This is a genomic window from Larkinella humicola (assembly GCF_008727875.1).
Lineage (GTDB): Bacteria > Bacteroidota > Bacteroidia > Cytophagales > Spirosomataceae > Larkinella > Larkinella humicola.
The window spans coordinates 113,475-132,505 of the sequence record NZ_VTWS01000012.1 but is presented as its reverse complement, the minus strand read 5'-3'; the positions used below and the strand labels follow the sequence as shown (position 1 = coordinate 132,505).

The following is a 19,031-nucleotide window of genomic DNA, read 5'->3' as shown; positions in this document are numbered from 1 at the left end:
AACAAAGTAAAACAAATAAAACGAAATACTTTTAAGAAAAAATAAGAAAATACCAACCTGACGTACTTTACACTTTTCATGAACTGCTGGTAATTTATGCGGATTCAATTGATCATTTCTATGAACATTTTAACAAATCCAGTACGATGAGCTCTACTCCTACCTCCCGAAGATCCTGGCGAGCCAGCGTGATCTTTACTTTATTTTGTTTTTCTTTTGTTCAGGGCTTCGCACAGACCAAATCCCTTACCATCACGGGGAAGGTCACCGACGAAAATGGGAAACCGTTGCCGGGCGTTTCCGTGCTGATTAAATCCGCCACCAGCGGTACGATTTCGAATCAGGACGGTGCCTATTCCCTCTCTGCGAACGACAATTCGACACTGGTTTTCAGCTCCATCAGCTACGAAACCCAGGAAATTCCGGTCAGCAACCGCTCAGTGATCGATGTTTCCATGCTTCCGTCCAACAAGACGCTTAATGAAGTCGTCGTGGTGGGTTACGGGACGCAAAGCAAACGGGCCATCACCGGCGCGGTGGCCTCGGTGGGCTTCAATGAGTTCAAAGACCGTTCGTTCAGCAATGTTACTCAGTCGCTGGCGGGCAAAATTGCCGGGGTCAACATCACGCAGTCGCAGGGAGCGCCGGGGGTTTCGCCCATTATCCGGATTCGGGGCGTCAGTTCCATCACCGCCGGTACGACTCCATTGTTTGTGGTCGACGGCGTTCCGCTCGAAAACTTCAACCTCAACCTGATCAATCCGCAGGACATCGAGTCGGTCGATGTCCTGAAAGATGCCTCATCGGCCGCCATTTACGGCTCACGCGGGGCCAACGGCGTCGTTTTGATTACAACCAAACTGGGCAAGGCGGGGAAAACCAACATCAGTGCGGGCTACGAATACGGCACGCAGTCGGTGATCCGGAAGGTGCCGATGATGGACGCCCAGCAGTGGATCGGGTATTACATTGACGCCCACAACAACGCCTGGGTCGACCTGAATCCGGCGGTCAACAAAGCCTCCGACCCCAACAGCGCCCGGCCCTCGACCTACCGCATCCCCGACGATTTTATCACCAATCCGCAGCAATTTGGCAAAGGCACCGACTGGCAGGACGTCATGTTTCGCGTGGCGCCGTCGCACAACGCGCAGCTTTCGGTTTCGGGCGGTACCGAGAAAACCCAGTTTCTGTTTTCGGGATCATTCCTCGATCAACAGGCGGTTCTGGATGAAAATTATTACAAACGCCTGGCGCTGCGCACCAACATCAAACACGCGGTTTCGGACAAGTTTTCGCTGGGGCTGAACCTGAGCGCAACGACGGTTTTTGATCGGACGGAAGGCACGCAGGGCAAAAGCGACGTCGTGAGTCTGGCGATTCAGAGCGATCCGATTTTCCCGGTTTACAACGAAAACGGCAATCTGGGCTACCGCGATCCCAACTCGGTCTGGAGCAAATACGTCGCCTACAACGACCTGAACCTCTGGCATCCGTATTCGCTCACCCGGTTTTACCACAAGCAGAACAAGTCGTTCAACACCCTCGCAACCGCCTTTGCAGAATACTTTATCACCGACGACCTGAAATTTCGGACCAGCATCAGCGGCAACCTGTTCAACACGCGTCTGAACTCGTATCGGGTTAAGAACCAGGGATATGGCTATTCGGGATTGCTCCCGGCAGAGGGCAATGTGCAGTCGTCCTACATGCTGAACTGGCTGTCGGAAAACACGCTGACGTACGACAAACGCTTCGGCGACCACAGCCTGAATGTGCTGGCCGGTTATTCGGTGCAGAAACAACGCGATGAATTTGCGACCGTTACGTCGGGCAGCTTCCCGAACGACCTCGTCGAAACGCTCAATGCCGGGGTGGTCACCAGCGGCTCCAGTACGGCCACTGAATGGTCGATGATCTCGTATCTCGGTCGGGCGCAGTACAATTTCCAGAACAAATATTTCCTGACGGCGGCCATTCGTCGGGATGGCAGCTCGCGGTTTGGGCGCGACACCCGCTGGGGCTATTTCCCGTCGGTTTCGGCGGGCTGGCTGATTTCGGACGAGTCGTTCATGCAAAATGTCAAGTTTGTGAACAGCCTGAAAGTCCGCGCCAGTTACGGGATTGCAGGGAACAATCAGATTCCGAACTACGGCGCCATCAGCCTGTTGTCGGCGACCAACTACGTTTCCGGGGCCGCCCTGGCGTCCGGTCTCACGATCTCCAATATTTCCAATACCAACCTGAAATGGGAACGCACCGGCCAGATGAACATTGGCGTTGACCTGCGCGTGCTGAACGACCGGATCGGGTTGTCGGCGGAATATTACAACTCGGTGACCCGCGATATGCTCCTGAATGTGCCGGTGCCCGACATTTCCGGTTTTTCGTCCCAACTCACCAACATCGGCCGGATGCGCAACCGGGGGATTGAACTGAATATTAATTCGAAAAATACCACCGGCAAGGTCATCTGGACGACGGATCTGAATGTCAGCCGGAACCGCAATACGGTTTTGCAGTTAGGGCCGACGAACGCCCCGATCATCTACACCGATTTCGTCGTGGCGGTTAAAACCGAAGTGGGCCAGCCGATCTCGAATTTCTACGGCTACGTGGTCGACGGCGTGTTTAAAAACCAGGCGGCTGTCGATGCGGCTCCGCACTACAGCTCGACCAAACCGGGTGATCCGATCATCCGCGACGTGAACGGCGACGGCAAGATTACGCCGGACGACCGTACCTCGCTGGGTAATTTCCAGCCCGATTTCACCGCCGGTCTGACCAACACGGTTTCCTACAAAGGCTTCGATTTCTCGTTCCTGTTGCAGGGAACCTACGGCGGGGAGATTGTGAACCAGAATTTCCGCTACCTGGGCTTCTGGAACAACGGCCGGAACATGTTTGCGAGCGTGGACAACCGCTGGCGGTCGGAAGCCGATCCCGGCGATGGCAAACACTTCCGCGCGACCCTCGGCCTGACCGGTTTGCAGGATCAGTTTCACAGCCTGTGGGTGGAAGATGCGTCGTTTACCCGCCTGAAAAACATTCGGCTTTCGTATACGCTGCCGTCGTCGCTGACCCGCAAAACCCCGTTCCGCGTGGCCCGCGTGTACATCAATGCTGACAATGTGTACCTGTGGAGCAAATACACCAACTACGACCCCGAAAACACGACCTACGGCGCCAGCAATTATGCCGGTGGCAGCAACGGTTTGAATGCCTCAGGCAATGCGCCCAACGGGGCGTTCATCGGCGTCGATTACGGTTCGTATCCCATCCCGCGCGTCGTCACGGTTGGCCTGAAAGTAGATCTGTAAACTGAACTCTAGAACGATCACCCATGAAAACGATACAATATTTTCTCACCCTTCTTTGCGTCTGCTTGCTGACCTCCAGTTGCCAGGACACGTTTCTGGACCTGACGCCCCTTTCGAACGCGACAGCGGATAACTTCAAAACCCGGGACGATTTCGAGCTGGCCGTCAACGGAGCGTATGCGTCGCTGTACACGGTTTACCACCCGGAAGGGCCGGTTTCGTACGCCAACGAGCAGATGAGCGACAACGCCATCATGTTCAACATTTCGGGGATTCAGGCTGACAAATGGCAGTTCAAGGACTACAGTCTGGCCACCGCCAACACGATGGTGTACCAGTTCTGGCAGGAATCCTACAAGGCCATTTTTAACGCAAACATCGTTCTCGACAAAATTGAAGGGGCCAGTCTGGATGCGGCTTACAAGGACGGTGTGAAAGCCCAGATGCAGTTTCTGCGGGGGCTCTATTATTTCAACATGGTGCAACTGTGGGGCGATTTGCCCATCGTCACCACCCCACTGACCGGCGAAGCGAGCTATGCAGTGTTGCGTTCTCCACAAAGTGCGGTTTACGACCAGATCAAAAAAGACCTGCTTTTCGCGGCTGAAAAACTGCCGCTGGCGACGGCCATAACGGTTCCGGGCCGGGCTTCCAAAGGAGCGGCTCAGACGTTGCTGGGTAAAGTGTATCTGACCCTGGGCGATAAAGCGGCCGCGGCCACGGTTTTGAAAGAAGTGTACAATAGCAATCAGTATTCATTGCTCGCCAATTACACCGATTTGTGGGGACCGAGTGTCAAAAACACGAAGGAATCCATTTTCGAGATTCAGTATCTGGGCGGAAATGCCTCGGCTCCGTTCAGCCGCTTTTACCAGACGTTCTACCCGAACAACAACTTCCTCGGTTTCTACGGCGGTGGCATGAACCAGGTAACCGACGACCTGTACAATGAATACGAAACCGGTGACCCGCGCCGGGATGCCTCGATTGCGCTGGGCTACAACAACGCCGGAACGTTCATCGCCCAGAAATACCCGATCAAATGGACGGACACCAAAGCAACGCAGGTGGGCGGCAATCCCTTGTCGAACAACAACTTCATGGTGCTGCGCTACGCCGACGCACTGCTGTTGCTGTCCGAAGCGACGGGCGATCCGCTGTACCTCAATCTGGTCCGAACCCGGGCGAAACTGCCCAAGTTTGGCGAGGCAACGTATCCAACCGCCAAATACCCGACGCTCGATCTGGCCATCGAACACGAACGCCGGACGGAATTAGCCATCGAATTTCAGCGCTGGTTCGATCTGAAGCGCACCAACCGCGCCGTCCCGGTTCTGACCGCCAAAGGGAAAGCCATTACTGCCACGAAACTGCTCTGGCCAATTCCCCAAATCGTCCGCACCCAGAATCCGGCCATTACGCAAAATCCGGGGTATTAGTCTGCGGTTTACAGTTTTCAGTTTACGGTTTGCGGTTTACGGTTTGCGGTTTACGGTTTACGGTGGCTGACGCGCATAATTGGAACGCGTCAGCCACCGTAAACCGTAAACTGAAAACCGTAAACCGAACACCAAAATCCCGGATTGACAAAATGCTACACATCCCCGCTAAAATGATACATATCCCACACTCCATAAAATTGATCCTTTGTAGAGGCAAAAAACGGCTCTTCAGCCGAACGGATCGACCCCTAAACCATGAAGCGTATTTCTTACCTGTTCAGTATTCTGCTCCTGCTCAGTTCGTGTTCGAAGAGCGTCTACCTGTTCAGTTCGTTTCATGAACCGGCCAACGAAGGGCTCCGGTTTTTGTATAGCACGGACGGTTATCAATGGACAGATCTGAACCGCACGTTTCTTAAACCCGAAATTGGCAACCAGAAAGTGATGCGCGATCCGTCGATTGCGCAGGGCAAAGACGGTACGTTTCACCTCGTCTGGACGAGTAGCTGGAAGGACGACAAAGGCTTCGGTTATGCGAGTTCCAAAGATCTCATCCACTGGTCGGCGAAGCGGTTTATTCCGGTGATGGAACACGAACCGACGACGGTCAATGTCTGGGCACCCGAACTGTTTTACGACGACGAAACCAACCGGTTTATCATCATCTGGGCTTCCACCATTCCGAATCGGTTTGAGCGCGGGGTAGAAGAGGAGAAAAACAACCACCGGATGTATGTCACCACCACAAAAGACTTCCAAACTTTCGCGCCCACACAGCTCTTTCTCGACCCGAAATTCAGCGTGATCGATGCGGTAATTGTCAAGCGCAAACCCGCTGATTACGTGCTGGTTCTGAAAGATAATACCCGCCCGGAGCGCAACCTCAAAGTCGCGTTCGGAAAAGACGTCACCGGACCCTACACCGACGTATCCGCACCATTTACCAAAAAATTCACCGAAGGCCCCTCCGTTGCCAAAGTTGGGGATGATTGGCTGATTTATTTCGACTCCTATCAGGACAAAACCTACGGGGCCGTGAAGACCCGCGACTTCAAAACGTTTACGGATGTTTCGGCCCAAATCGCGGTTCCGGAAGGCCACAAACACGGGACGATTTTCAAGGTAAAAAAGCACATCTTAAACAGATTAGTAAAGGGTAAGTAATCGACCTGAATCCGACCCATGACGCACCGATTGATACCGGTTTTTCTCCTTCTGATTGCACAGGTTGCCACCGCCCAGCAAACCGAAAAACGGTATTTGTCCGGCACCGGAAACGACCAGACCATCGACTGGGAATTTTATTGCACCGCCGGTCGGAATTCGGGAAAGTGGACCACCATTCCGGTGCCGTCGAACTGGGAGTTGCAGGGATTCGGGAAGTACAATTACGGTTTTGCCAAAGACAGTTCGCGCGGCAAAGAACAGGGACTTTACAAGCATCATTTTCAGGCTCCTGCATCGTGGAAAGGCAAACAGATCAACCTGGTTTTTGAAGGCGTTATGACCGACACCGAAGTCAAGCTGAACGGCAAATCGGCCGGGCCAACGCACGAGGGTTCCTACTACGCATTCAAATACGACATCTCGAATTTACTCCAGTACAGTTCGGGCAATTTGCTGGAAATTACCGTCTCGAAACACTCGGCAAATGCCTCCGTCAACGAAGCCGAACGCAAGGGTGATTTCTGGATTTTCGGCGGTATTTTCCGACCGGTTTACCTGGAAATTCTGCCCGCCGGCCACATCGAACACGTTGCCATCGACGCCAAAGCCAACGGCTCTTTTACGGCCCAACTTCAATTGAAAACAAACCGCAAAGCCTCTGAAATTTCCGGACAAATTTATACGGTTTCCGGACAAAAAGTAGGCGAACCGTTCAGCGCAAAAATCGGTACCGAAACCCATACCGTTGCCCTGACAAAAACCGTCCCGAAACCGCTCTTGTGGACGTCGGAAACACCCAATCGCTACAAAGTAGAATTCAGGTTGTTGGAGGCTGGAAAACCGGTGCATACACTGACGAAATTCTTCGGTTTCCGCACCGTCGACGTGAAACCGCGCGACGGTATTTACGTCAACGGTACGAAAGTTAAGCTCAAGGGCGTCAACCGGCATTCGTTCTGGCCGTCGTCGGGCCGGGCCTTGAGCAAAAAACTGAGCATTCTGGACGTCAATCTGATGAAAGACATGAACATGAACGCCGTCCGGATGTCGCACTACCCGCCCGATGATCATTTTCTCGACGTCTGCGATTCGCTGGGGCTTTTCGTGTTCGACGAACTGGCGGGTTGGCACGGCCACTACGACACGGCGACGGGTTCCAAACTGCTCCACGAACTGATTACGCACGACGTCAACCACCCGTCGGTTATTTTCTGGATCAACGGCAACGAAGGCGGTCACAATGCCGAACTGGATGCGTTGTTCGCCCAAGAAGACCTTCAGAAACGGCCCGTTCTTCACGCCTGGGAGGATTTTGGCGGTTTCGACACGCAGCATTACCGGGAATATAATTACGGCATCGGCACTTACAACCACGGTCATTCGATCACGCTGCCCACCGAATTTCTGCACGGAATGTACGATGGCGGCCACGGCGCGGGGCTGGACGATTACTGGGAAGCGATGTGGCACGATCCGCTGGCGGCTGGCGGTTTTCTCTGGGATTTTGCCGATCAGGGCGTCGTGCGAACGGATCAGAACGGCCTCATCGACACCGACGGAAACCGGGGCGCCGACGGCATTGTGGGGCCATACCGCGAAAAAGAAGGCAGCTTTTTTACGATCAGGGAAGTCTGGTCACCGATTCGGCTGGAACGCCGGGAGATCACGCCAACCTTCGACGGAACGTTTCCGATTGAAAACCGGTATCACTTTACCCATACGAGCCGCTGTTCGTTTACCGGAAAACTAGTCAAAGTGGGTGGCCCATTCAATGGTGTAAAACCGTCTGAAAAGTCATTTCCCGTTGCGGCACCGAACCTGAAACCGCTCGAAAAAGGCGTACTAAAGGCTCAGTTACCCGGCGACTGGAAAGACTACGACTTTCTGTACATCACCGCCACCGATCCGCACCGACGCGAGCTGTTTACCTGGAGTTTCCCAATTTCGTTACCCAACCAGATTGCCGCATCGCTCGTCAAAACCGACGGTTCGGCTCCGGTCACGTTCACCGAATCTGACTCTTTGTATACGGTTTCTGCCAACGGCATTGTGTTGTCATTTAGTAAGCGAACCGGTGTCTTGAAACACGTGGCAAACCTGAACGGAACCATTCCCTTTACCAACGGCCCGGTGTTGCAGGAAGGTATCAATAACTTCAAAAATTTCACGCATCGTATGGACGGTAAAACCGTCGTCATCGAGTCGACCTTTGACCGAAAAAGCAGCTACAACACGCTGCAATGGACCATTTTCCCGTCGGGCTGGGTCAAAATGCGGGTGCGGTATTTTCCCGATGGCTATTTCACGACGCTGGTCGGGGTCAATTTCTCGTTCCCCGAACGCGAGATGAAGGCCGTCAACTGGATGGGCAAAGGACCGTACCGCGTCTGGAAAAACCGGATGAAAGGTGGCACATTGGGCGTCTGGAACAAGGCGTATAACAACACCGAAACCGGTGAAACGCCGGTTGTTTACCCAGAATTCAAAGGCTACCACGCCAACCTGTACTGGTGTCGGTTTGAAACTACGGGGCAGCCTTTTACGGTGGCGACGGAAAACGAAGATGTTTTTTTCCGGCTGTTCACCCCGGCCTGGAAAACCGATCAATGGCACAATTACGAACCCCTTTTCCCGACGGGCGACCTATCGTTCCTGCAGGGCATCAGCAGCATTGGCAGCAAAACGCAACGCAATGAAACCACCGGTCCGATGGGCATGAAGCATATTTTTTACGACTACGAAAAGGAACCCGCACGCGCCAAAGAGCTGACGTTATATTTTGATTTTTCCGGGAAATGAAAAGAATCGCCCCCAACCCCCTAAAGGGGGCTTTAACATCCGGATTTTTAAAGTCCCCTTTTGGCCGGGCCGACGATCGGGATTTAGGGGCAATTGGCTTTATGAAACGACTCATAAACCTATTCATCCTCTCCCTGCTACCAAACCTCACTTTCGCGCAGCAAGCCGAAATCTGGGTTTCGCCGGACGGATCGGATTTGAATGCGGGAACGAACGAAAAACCGGTCGCAAGCCTGTCGATCGCCCTTCGAAAAGTCCGCGAACTGCGCCGGTTAGCCGATCCAAGTGTGGCGGCAGGTGCACATATCTATCTAAAAAATGGCGTTTATGCGTTGAATGAGCCGGTTTTTATTCGCCCGGAGGATTCGGGGACGCCAGCGGGCCCGACGGTGATTGAAGCAGCTCCGAATGCGAAGCCGGTTTTGAGCGGAGGGATTTCGATAAGCGGTTGGCAGAAGTTGAAAAATAGCGTTGCCGGTTTGCCCAGAGAAGCCATTGGAAAAGTCTGGGTGGCCGATGCGCCGAAAGTCGGTGGGCGGCTGGCTGAATTCCGGCAATTGTGGGTGAACGGCGAAAAAGCAATCCGTGCCAAAGATACGCCGTATCCGCTGATGAACCGGATTCTGTCGTGGAACAAAACTGAGCAAACCTGCTGGATTCCGGCCCCAAAGTTTGGTGATTTATCAAAATCCGCCGGTCTGGAAATGCTGATTCACCAGTGGTGGGCGATTGCCAATCTACGCGTAAAACACATGGAAGTACAGGGTGATAGCGCCAAACTAGCCTTTCACCAACCCGAAAGCCGCATTCAATCGGAACATCCTTGGCCCGCACCCTGGCTTTCGAAAGAAACCGGCAACTCGGCATTTTACCTGACCAACGCCGTTCAGTTCCTGAACCAACCCGGCGAGTGGTTTCTGGATACCAAAACCGAAAGAATCTACTACATCCCACGATCCAACGAAAATCTGGCCACGGCGCAGGTCATCGTGCCGTCGCTCGAAACGTTGGTGCGAATGATCGGAACCGCCGACAGCCCGGTTTCAAACGTCCTGTTCAAGGGGATTTCCTTTCAGCATACGGGATGGCTCCGACCGTCGCAACAGGGTCATGTTCCGCACCAGGCCGGGTTGTTTATGCTCGATGCCTACAGACTGAAAATACCGGGGACGCCCGACAAAAAAACACTCGAAAATCAGGCGTGGGTCGGTCGTCCGACTGCGGCAGTGGAGGTGTCGTTTGCCCGGCAGACCGGATTTGAAAACTGCCGGTTTGAGCACCTGGCCGCTACCGGACTGGATTACCACAAAGGCGGGCGTGACAATGTGATCCGGGGCAATCTGTTCAAAGACATCGGCGGAACGGGCATTCTGGCAGGTATTTTTGCCGACGAAGGCACTGAAATTCATTTACCCTACAACCCCGCCGATGAACGCGAAGTTTGCGCGAACCTGCTCATTACCAACAACCTGATCACCAACGTCACGAACGAAGACTGGGGCTGCGTGGGAATTGGCGCGGGGTATGTTCGGGGCATTCGAATCGAGCACAACGAAATCAGCGAAGTGTCGTACAGCGGCATCAGCCTGGGTTGGGGCTGGACGCCAACGATCAACGCGATGCGGAATAATGCGGTGGTTGCCAACAGGATTCATCACTTTGCCAAACACCTGTACGATGCCGCGGCCATTTACACGCTGTCGGCGCAACCGGGTTCTGTGATCGCCGAAAATACCATCGACAGCGTGTACAAAGCGCCCTTTGCGCACCTCCCACACCACTGGTTTTACCTCTACACCGACGAAGGTTCGTCGTATTTTACGATCAAAAACAACTGGACGCCGTCGGAAAAGTTTCTGCAAAATGCCAATGGCCCGAACAACGTCTGGGAACACAACGGCCCGCAGGTTTCGGACAGCATTCGAACGAAAGCGGGGATTCAGAAACCGTATCGGTATTTGCTCAACGACAAAGCACAGCCCGACACCAACTGGCTGATTACCAAAGAAATGCCCGCACTTGTCGAGATAGTCAGCACCGACACCGAACCGGTCGATGCGCAACGCCTGAAGGCGGTTCTGGTTCGAACCAAAATCCGGCCGGATGCGCTGTATCAATGGCAAAACCGCTCCGTTATTTTTGATAAGGTGCAGGATGTTTCGGTGTTGACCGGACGGCTCAAGTCGGCTTTTCCAACGGCCACGATCAGGACCTACTACGAGCTGGTCTACGAGTTCAACCGAACCCGTTGCGATGCCGGCCCGACGGCTGGCGAGTGGGATCATACGATTCTGACGGCCAATCTGGTGGCCGATGAAAACCTTCAGAAGGCATACATCGCCGACCATGCCACGCAGTTTGAGAAGTGGCCGGAAGTGGCGAAAGGTTTCTGCAATGCCAATTTTCAGCAACTGCTGGTGTTCAAAAACGGGCGGCAACTGATGCTCGTGATCAGCATTCCAAAAGGCGAAAGTCTCGACAAACTCAACCCCAAAACCACCGAAAACAACCCGCGCGTCGCAGCCTGGAACGCCCGCATGAAGCGCTATCAGGAAGGCATTCCCGGCACAAAACCGGGGGAAGTCTGGGTCAATTTTCAGAAACCATAAACCATGCTACGAGTAGGAATTTTAGGATTAGGCGAAGGACGCAGCACCATGTCGGCGGCTTTATCGAGCCCGAATTACGAACTGGTAAACGTCTGTGATCAGAAACTGGAGCTGTGTCAACAGCGGGCCAAAGAATTTGATTTTCAGAACTATACGACCAACTATCAGGATTTACTCGACGACCCGGCGATCGACGTCATTGCGATTTACACGCCCGATAAATTCCATGCCGAGCATACCAAACAGGCGTTGTTGCACGGCAAACACGTGGTCTGTACCAAACCGTTTATCGATGATTTATCCAAAGCCAAAGAGTTGATCGACCTCACTGAGCAAACCGGCAAAAAAGTGTTCGTTGGGCAAAGTTCCCGGTTTTTTGAGCCGATGAAAAAGCAGCGGGCGGATTTTGAAGCGGGTCTGATCGGCGAATTAATCACCATCGAAGGCTATTACCACGCCGACCACCGCTGGTTTCTGGCCAAAGGCTGGTCGCTCGAAAATACCTTCAAATGGCTGTATGGCGGTCTCAGCCATCCGGTCGATTTCATCCGCTGGTATTTGCCCGACATTGAGGAAGTGATGGGCTACGGCATGCTCAGTGCCAACGGGCGGAAAGGCGGTTTGAAAAACGACGACACCATGCACTTCATTTTCAAAGCCACCGACGGACGCATCGCCCGCGTCAGCGGGGCCTACACCGGACCCGTTCAACCCGTCGTGCGCGATTCCGAAATGAGTTGCATTCTGCGCGGTACGGAAGGCTGTAGTCAGGCCGACTACATGGATTTGCGCTACGCGATCACGACCCACACCGGCGACGAAATCGTGCAGACCTGGGAACACAAGCTGAAACACTATTTCCGGTTTGAGGGCAAAAGCCACCACGCGGGTGAGTACCAGAATTACCTTGATTATTTCGCCACCTGCCTCGAATCCGGGCAAACGGCCTATCCCGACATCCGCGAAGGCATCGGCACAGTGGCGCTGCTTCAGGCCATGGACAAATCGCTGCAAACCGGTTTGCCGGTGAAACTGCGGGAGGTGCTGGGTGAGTATGGATTGTAAAAACCGGGATCGAACGCCGTCTTTCTTCTCAATTCTATCCGCTTGCTTCTATCCCCATGACCTCCCTTATCGACCGCCTGACCGTCCTGGATTATTGCATCGTTTTGGCCTACCTAACTATTCTGGCGGTGATTGGCTACCGGGCTAGTGTACCGAAAAACGACGGCAAAGACGAGACGCTGTTTCTGGCAAATAAGTCGCTGGGCTGGGCCAGTATTGGCTTCAACATGTGGGGGACGAATGTGGGGCCCTCCATGCTGCTGGCGTTTGCAAGCATCGGCTACAGTACGGGCATTGTCGCCATCAATTTCGATTGGTACGCGTTCGTGTTTTTATTCCTGCTCGCCATCGTTTTTGCCCCGAAGTACCTGACCGCCAACGTCTCGACCATGCCCGAGTTCATGGGAAAACGCTACGGCGAATCGACGCAGACCATTCTGGCGTGGTATGCCCTGATCAAAATCCTGATTTCGTGGCTATCGCTGGGCCTGTTCGCGGGCGGTTTTCTGGTGCGGCAGATTCTGGGCATTCCCATGGCGCAGTCGGTTACAGTGCTGGTGCTGTTTGCGGGACTTTTCGCCTATTCGGGCGGGCTGAAAGCCATTGCCCGCGTCAATGTGTTCCAGATGATTCTGCTCATCGGCGTGTCGTTGACGCTTACGATTCTGGGCATCGTCAAAGTCGGCGGACTCGCTGCGGTTTTTCAGAAAGCACCCGCTTCGTACTGGAGTCTGATTCACCCGGCCAGCGACCAAAGCTACCCGTGGCCCGCCATTTTGCTGGGCTATCCGGTGGCCGCCATCGCCTTTTTCTGCACCGATCAGGCGATGGTGCAATCGGTATTGGGAGCCAAAAATCTGGAGCAGGGACAGTTGGGCGTCAACTTCATCGGCTGGCTCAAAATCCTCTCCTTACCGCTGTTTATTTTACCCGGCATTCTGTGTTTCATTCTGTTTCCGAACCTGAAAGACCCCGCCGAAGCCTACATGACCATGGTCACGAACCTGTTCCCGCCCGGCCTGAACGGGCTGGTGATTGTGGTGCTGATTGCGGTTCTGGTCGGCACGATTGGCTCGTCGCTGAATTCACTGAGTACGGTTTTCACGATGGACGTTTACCGGAAGAAAATCAATCCCAACGCCAGCACACAGCAACTGATCAAAGTCGGGCGGATGACCATAGTCGCGGGTTGCGGGTTCGCCATTCTAATGGCGTTAGCGATTGACAGCATCAAGGGGCTGAATCTGTTCGACGTGTTTCAGTCGGTGCTGGGATTTATTGCCCCGCCCCTGTCGGTGGTTTTTCTGTTGACGGTTTTTTGGAAACGCACTACCCGCACCGCCGTCAACGCCATTTTATCCGTGGGTTCGGCGTTCAGTCTGGGCGTTGGTATTCTGTATTTATGGGTGTTACCGCCCGACCAATACCCTTTCTGGCCCCACTATTTGTTGGTTTCCTTTTCTATTTTTGCGGCATTATTGCTCACGGCCATTCTGATTTCGGTGTTCGATAAAAATCCGTCCATCTACGTACCCCTTGCGTCCGAAATCCGCATCAAACCGACCCGACGCGTATGGATTGCCTGGATTTCACTGATGATCACGATGGGGATTCTGTATCTTGTTTTTCACTAGCGGTCAACCGTTCCAGTTATGAAAAAAACCGCCTTCTTATTCCTTTTAGCCACTTGTTTTTCACGAACAACTCAGGCTCAGCAATCTAGTCCACAACCGCTTACGCTCTGGTACAAACAACCGGCCAGTCAGTGGGTGGAAGCGCTGCCGATCGGCAACGGGCGATTGGGTGGCATGGTGTTCGGGGGCGTTCAAACGGACCACATTCAGTTCAACGAAGAAACGCTCTGGACCGGCGAACCACGGGAATACCAGCGCGAAGGAGCGGCTCAGTACCTGCCCCGGATTCGTCAATTGCTCGCTGAGGGCAAACAGGCCGAAGCCGAAAAACTGGCGCAGGAACAGTTCATGGGGCGGCAAAGCAACGAATCGGATTATACGCCGAAGAAAACCGCCTGGTTTGCGGGTGTCCGCAAGCTGGAGAAATCAAATCCGGCAGCGGTTTCGTTCGATGACCGTTCCTGGAAAACCATGTCCGTTCCCACTCCGGAAGGCTGGGAACGGGCCGGACTGGAGGGGCTGGATGGAGCGGTCTGGTTCCGTACCTCGTTCGATTTGCCCGACGCCTGGGCGGGCAAGGACGTGATTCTGGATCTGGGCCGCATCCGTGACCAGGATTTTACGTATCTGAACGGCGAACTGATTGGTTCCGACAAAGGCATTGCCAAAAACCGGCGGTATACAATTCCGGCGGCAAAACTGCGGGCGGGGAAAAATCATCTGGCGATTCAGGTCATCAACTGGTTCGACAAAGGCGGTTTTATTGGGGTCAAATCCGCTCAGCCCACGTTTGTCGTTTACCCCGAAGGTTCGCAACCGACCGACGGTGTTGCCCTTTCCAAACCGTTCAAATACTGGATTCAGGATGATGCCCCCCCGGCCTCTCCCCGCTATCAGGCCGATTACCAGCCTTTTGGCGACCTGTGGTTCCATTTTAAAGGCTCCGAAAAACCGGTCAACTACCGCCGGGAACTGGATCTAAAAACCGCCCTCTCCCGCGTTACCTATTCGTCCAATGGCGTAACGTTTACCCGTGAATACCTCGCCAGCGCCCCCGATCAGGTCATCGCCGTTCAGCTAACCGCCAGCCAGCCGGGGAAAATCAGTTTTGAAGCCGCATTGACCAGTCCGCACAACGGCTCTTCGGTCAGGAAAATTGATAATCAGACCATTGCGTTGTCGGTTCAGGTACGAAATGGCGCGTTGAAAGGCGAAAGTTTGCTCCATGTTCAGACGAAAAAAGGCCGGATCACCGTATCAGGTAACAAACTTGTCATTTCGGGAGCCGACGAAGCCACCTTGTTCCTGACGGCGGGGACTAACTTCAGGAACTACAAAGACGTCTCCGGCGACCCGGCCACGCTAAGCCAGAAACCGCTGCGAACAGCCCGCACCAGGCCATTTTCCGCCCTAAAAACCGCTCATTGTCAGGAGTATCAGTCTTATTTCAACACCCTCACGCTGGATTTGGGCCACACCGCCAGTGAACAGTTCCCGACCGACGAACGATTGCAACGCTTCGAGAAAGCTGCCGACCCGGCGCTGGTGGCGCTTTACGTGCAATACGGGCGGTATTTGCTAATTTCGAGCTCGCGACCCGGCACGCGACCCGCCAATTTGCAGGGCATCTGGAACGATCTGCTCACTCCGCCCTGGGGCAGCAAATACACCACGAACATCAATTTCCAGATGAACTACTGGCCCGCCGAAATGCTGAACCTGTCGGCCTGCCACGAACCGATGTTTGCGGCCATCGACGAACTGGTGGAATCGGGTCGCAAAACCGCCAAAGCGCACTACAACGCCCGGGGCTGGGTGCTCCACCACAACACCGACCTCTGGCGCGGAACGGCCCCCATCAATGCATCGAACCACGGCATCTGGGTGAGCGGTGGGGCCTGGGTGTCGCGGCACCTCTGGGAACATTACCGCTACACGCAAGACAAGGATTTTCTGCAAAACCGGGGCTATCCAATCCTAAAAGAAGCAGCTCAGTTTTTTGTCGATTTTCTGGTGAAAGACCCCAAAACCGGCTGGCTCATCAGCACACCTTCCAACTCGCCCGAACACCTCGGCCTGGTGGCCGGGCCGACGATGGATCACCAGATTATCCGCGACCTGTTCAAAAACTGCATTGCCGCCAGCGAGGTGCTTGGCACCGATGTGGCTTTCCGCGACACGCTCAGAACCATGTACCGCCAGATTGCCCCCAACCAGATTGGCAAGCGGGGCCAGTTGCAGGAATGGCTGCCGGACATCGACGATCCGAACGACCACCACCGGCACGTGTCGCACCTCTGGGGCGTTCACCCCGGCACCGACATTACGTGGGACGAAACGCCCGGGTTAATGAAAGCCGCCCGGCAGTCACTGCTGGAACGGGGCGACGAAGGAACGGGCTGGAGCCTGGCCTGGAAAATCAATTTCTGGGCGCGGTTCCGCGATGGCAATCACGCGTATACCATGCTCAAACTGCTGTTTCGCCCTGCCATTTCGCCCGAAGGAGTTACGGGTGGCGGCTCCTACCCCAACCTGTTCGACGCGCATCCGCCGTTTCAGATCGACGGGAATTTTGGGGGTGCCAGCGGCATCGGCGAAATGATCCTGCAAAGTCAGGGAAAAACCCTTGATTTACTTCCGGCACTGCCTTCTGAGCTGCCAACGGGCTACCTCAACGGGATTTGCGCCCACGGCGGTTTTGTGCTGAACATCCGCTGGCAGAATGGGCAACTGAGCGGGGTTGAGGTGACGTCAAAAGCGGGCCAGCCCTGTGTGATTCGGTATGGCGATAAACAGGTAAAATTGACAACCGAAAAGGGGAAAACGTATCGACTGAACGGGGAGTTGAACGTAATTTGACGTAAAAACGGATTTAGGCGATTGAAAAAACAGCCCCGGATTTTAATCCGGGGACAACCAGGAAATGGTCCGGGATTTGGAAACCGTTTTAACGGTTTTAGGGCCTCAAAACCGTTAAAACGGTTTCAGCGCAGAGCCGGTTTTTTCAGAACCCACGGTTTGAACCGTGGGCTAAACCGTACTTCTTCCCGTTGTCGCGAGCGACAACGGAGCCCCGGTTTTCCCTATCGATTTTGTCCCGGAGGGGACTCAACAGCGTAGCGTCGCCGGGTTGTTCAGTCCCTACGGGACAAAACCGGCTGGTTTTTAACCGGATATAACCGGAGGGCTCTTTCAATCCTGTTTCAACTTCTTACTTCAACGGATCAAACGCCCCGCCCCAGGTGGTGTTCTGAATCAGTTTGGGGTTGTTGTCGATGGCCGACTGCGGAATGGCGAAGAAGTAATATTCGGGTTTCCAGTTGATGGCATACTTCGTGTCCAGCGGCTTGAATTCCAGCGTGAAATAGTTTGTATAGGCCAGATCCAGGTTGATGTTGTCGCGGGTGGTGGCAAAATCCGCCGGAACGCCTGTCGTTTTCAGGTTGATCGTCACACCCGTCCGCCGGGTGCCGTTCAGGGTTTTCTCGATCAGTTTCCACCGACGCAAATCCCAGAACCGCTTGCCTTCAAAGGCAAATTCGATCTGCCGCTCGTCCAGAATCGCGCTGAACAACTCGGCCCGGGTCATGTTGGCTTTCAACCCGTATAAACCGTCGGTACCAGCTTCGATCCCCGCCCGTTTCCGGATGGCGATCAACTGCGTATAGGCTTCGTCCAGTTTGTTAATCCCAACGGCACTTTCGGCCAGATTCAGCAGCACTTCGGCAAACCGGATTTCGATCCAGTCAGTGCCCGAAAACTGCACGTCGCCAATCGCCGGGGTGGGGTTGACGGCTTTCCGGGTGTAAAAACCGGTGTTCGTTGCTTTTGGCTCTACGGTTTTTCCGCCCGCAAAATACGTCCAGAGTTTGTATGAAGTATTGCCGTTCAGGGGCCAGTTAACGCCGTTGTAGGCGATGGTTTTGTTGAACCTTGGGTCCCGGTTTTTGTAGAACAACTGGTCGGAATAGGCGTATTTCGTTGATTCACCCGGTTTTTTGCCGTCCAGCATCGGGAAGGCTTTCACCATCTCCCACGACGGTTGGTTAGACCCGCCACTGGTGCCGGTGTAGGATGGGCGCGTCGCATTGTCATAGCCATTGTTCTTGCGGGCCTGGTCGCCCGTAGCCGTATTGAAGCCCGTCACAAAAACCGCTTCGGGATTGTTGACCTCCTGAAACCACAACTGATCGAAGGATGCGTGCAGGCCGTAGCCATTGGCCGTCAGCAGATCAACTGCCTGTTTATTGGCATCATACGCCGTCTGCCATTTCGCTACCGCATCGCCCGGATTGAACTGCGGGCTGGCGGCCGTCAGCAGCACCCGCCCTTTCAGAGCCGCAGCCGTTCCTTTCGTGATGCGACCCCAATCGCTCGAATTCCAGCGTCCCGGCACCGACGCAATGGTCGAATCCAGATCTTTCACAATGGCCGCAAACGTTTCGGTGGTGCTGTTACGGGGTAAAAACGCTTTGTCGCGGGCTTCGACGCCCACAGCCGCCAGGGGCGTCAGCACCAGCGGAACACCGCCATATAACCGCACCAGGTCGAAATACCGCCAGGCCCGGAAAAACTGCGCCTGTGCCCGGAGTTTGTTCTTTGTATACTGCGGCAAGGTCCCGGCGTTCACATCGCTCAGAAACATGTTGATCACCCGGATTTTGCCGTAGTTGTTGGTCGCACTCAGCGCCGTTCCAAAATCCCCCACTTCATTGACAAGCAGCGAGCCTTCCAGCAGTTTGCTTTCGCCAAACGACTCATCCGACAGAGTCGTAACACTGGGGCTGTTGGGGCTGCCGGGCCCCAGGGTCGCAATACCGGTGGGTAAATTCTGGTCGTACACGAAATCGAGGTTCATCTGAGTGAGCGTCGAATCATTGAAGATCAGCGCCCCGCTGGTCGAACCCAGGTCGGTTTTATCAAGTACTTCCATGCAACTGGTCAGCACCAGCGACGAACAGCAAACGGCAACGATTTTAGGAAAGAGTTTCATGG

General features: G+C 54.3%; 9 protein-coding genes. 8 read left to right on the top strand and 1 reads right to left on the bottom strand.

Going from position 1 to position 19,031, the window contains the following annotated elements:
• The first annotated feature begins 146 nt into the window (after positions 1-146).
• The 8 genes from F0P93_RS29820 (at position 147) to F0P93_RS29785 (ending at position 16,895) form a co-directional block, all read left to right on the top strand.
• Positions 147-3,320 (top strand): SusC/RagA family TonB-linked outer membrane protein, encoded by a 3,174-nt coding sequence (locus F0P93_RS29820; RefSeq protein WP_150881450.1) that lies wholly within the window; start codon positions 147-149, stop codon positions 3,318-3,320.
• Positions 3,321-3,343: 23 nt separating this feature from the next.
• Positions 3,344-4,759 (top strand): RagB/SusD family nutrient uptake outer membrane protein, encoded by a 1,416-nt coding sequence (locus tag F0P93_RS29815; protein WP_150881449.1) that lies wholly within the window; start codon positions 3,344-3,346, stop codon positions 4,757-4,759.
• Positions 4,760-5,017: 258 nt separating this feature from the next.
• Positions 5,018-5,926: a glycoside hydrolase family 43 protein gene (locus tag F0P93_RS29810; RefSeq protein ID WP_150881448.1), complete on the top strand. Its 909-nt coding sequence runs from the start codon at positions 5,018-5,020 to the stop codon at positions 5,924-5,926.
• An 18-nt stretch (positions 5,927-5,944) separates the two neighbouring features.
• Complete coding sequence (locus F0P93_RS29805; RefSeq protein WP_150881447.1) at positions 5,945-8,728, top strand: glycoside hydrolase family 2 protein; 2,784 nt, start codon at positions 5,945-5,947, stop codon at positions 8,726-8,728.
• A 101-nt stretch (positions 8,729-8,829) separates the two neighbouring features.
• Positions 8,830-11,337 (top strand): L-rhamnose mutarotase, encoded by a 2,508-nt coding sequence (locus F0P93_RS29800; RefSeq protein ID WP_150881446.1) that lies wholly within the window; start codon positions 8,830-8,832, stop codon positions 11,335-11,337.
• Between the two features lie 3 nt (positions 11,338-11,340).
• A complete protein-coding gene (locus F0P93_RS29795; RefSeq protein WP_150881445.1) occupies positions 11,341-12,402 on the top strand; it encodes a Gfo/Idh/MocA family protein in 1,062 nt (353 codons plus the stop codon).
• Between the two features lie 56 nt (positions 12,403-12,458).
• Positions 12,459-14,036 carry a sodium:solute symporter family transporter gene (locus F0P93_RS29790; RefSeq protein WP_150881444.1) on the top strand — a complete coding sequence of 526 codons (1,578 nt, stop codon included), beginning with the start codon at positions 12,459-12,461 and terminating at the stop codon, positions 14,034-14,036.
• Between the two features lie 18 nt (positions 14,037-14,054).
• On the top strand, positions 14,055-16,895 hold the full coding sequence (locus F0P93_RS29785) for a glycoside hydrolase family 95 protein (RefSeq protein WP_150881443.1): 2,841 nt from the start codon (positions 14,055-14,057) through the stop codon (positions 16,893-16,895).
• Positions 16,896-17,247: 352 nt separating this feature from the next.
• Here F0P93_RS29785 and F0P93_RS29780 read toward each other — a convergent pair whose 3' ends face one another.
• Positions 17,248-19,029: a RagB/SusD family nutrient uptake outer membrane protein gene (locus F0P93_RS29780; RefSeq protein ID WP_150881442.1), complete on the bottom strand. Its 1,782-nt coding sequence runs from the start codon at positions 19,027-19,029 to the stop codon at positions 17,248-17,250.
• Positions 19,030-19,031: the final 2 nt, after the last annotated feature.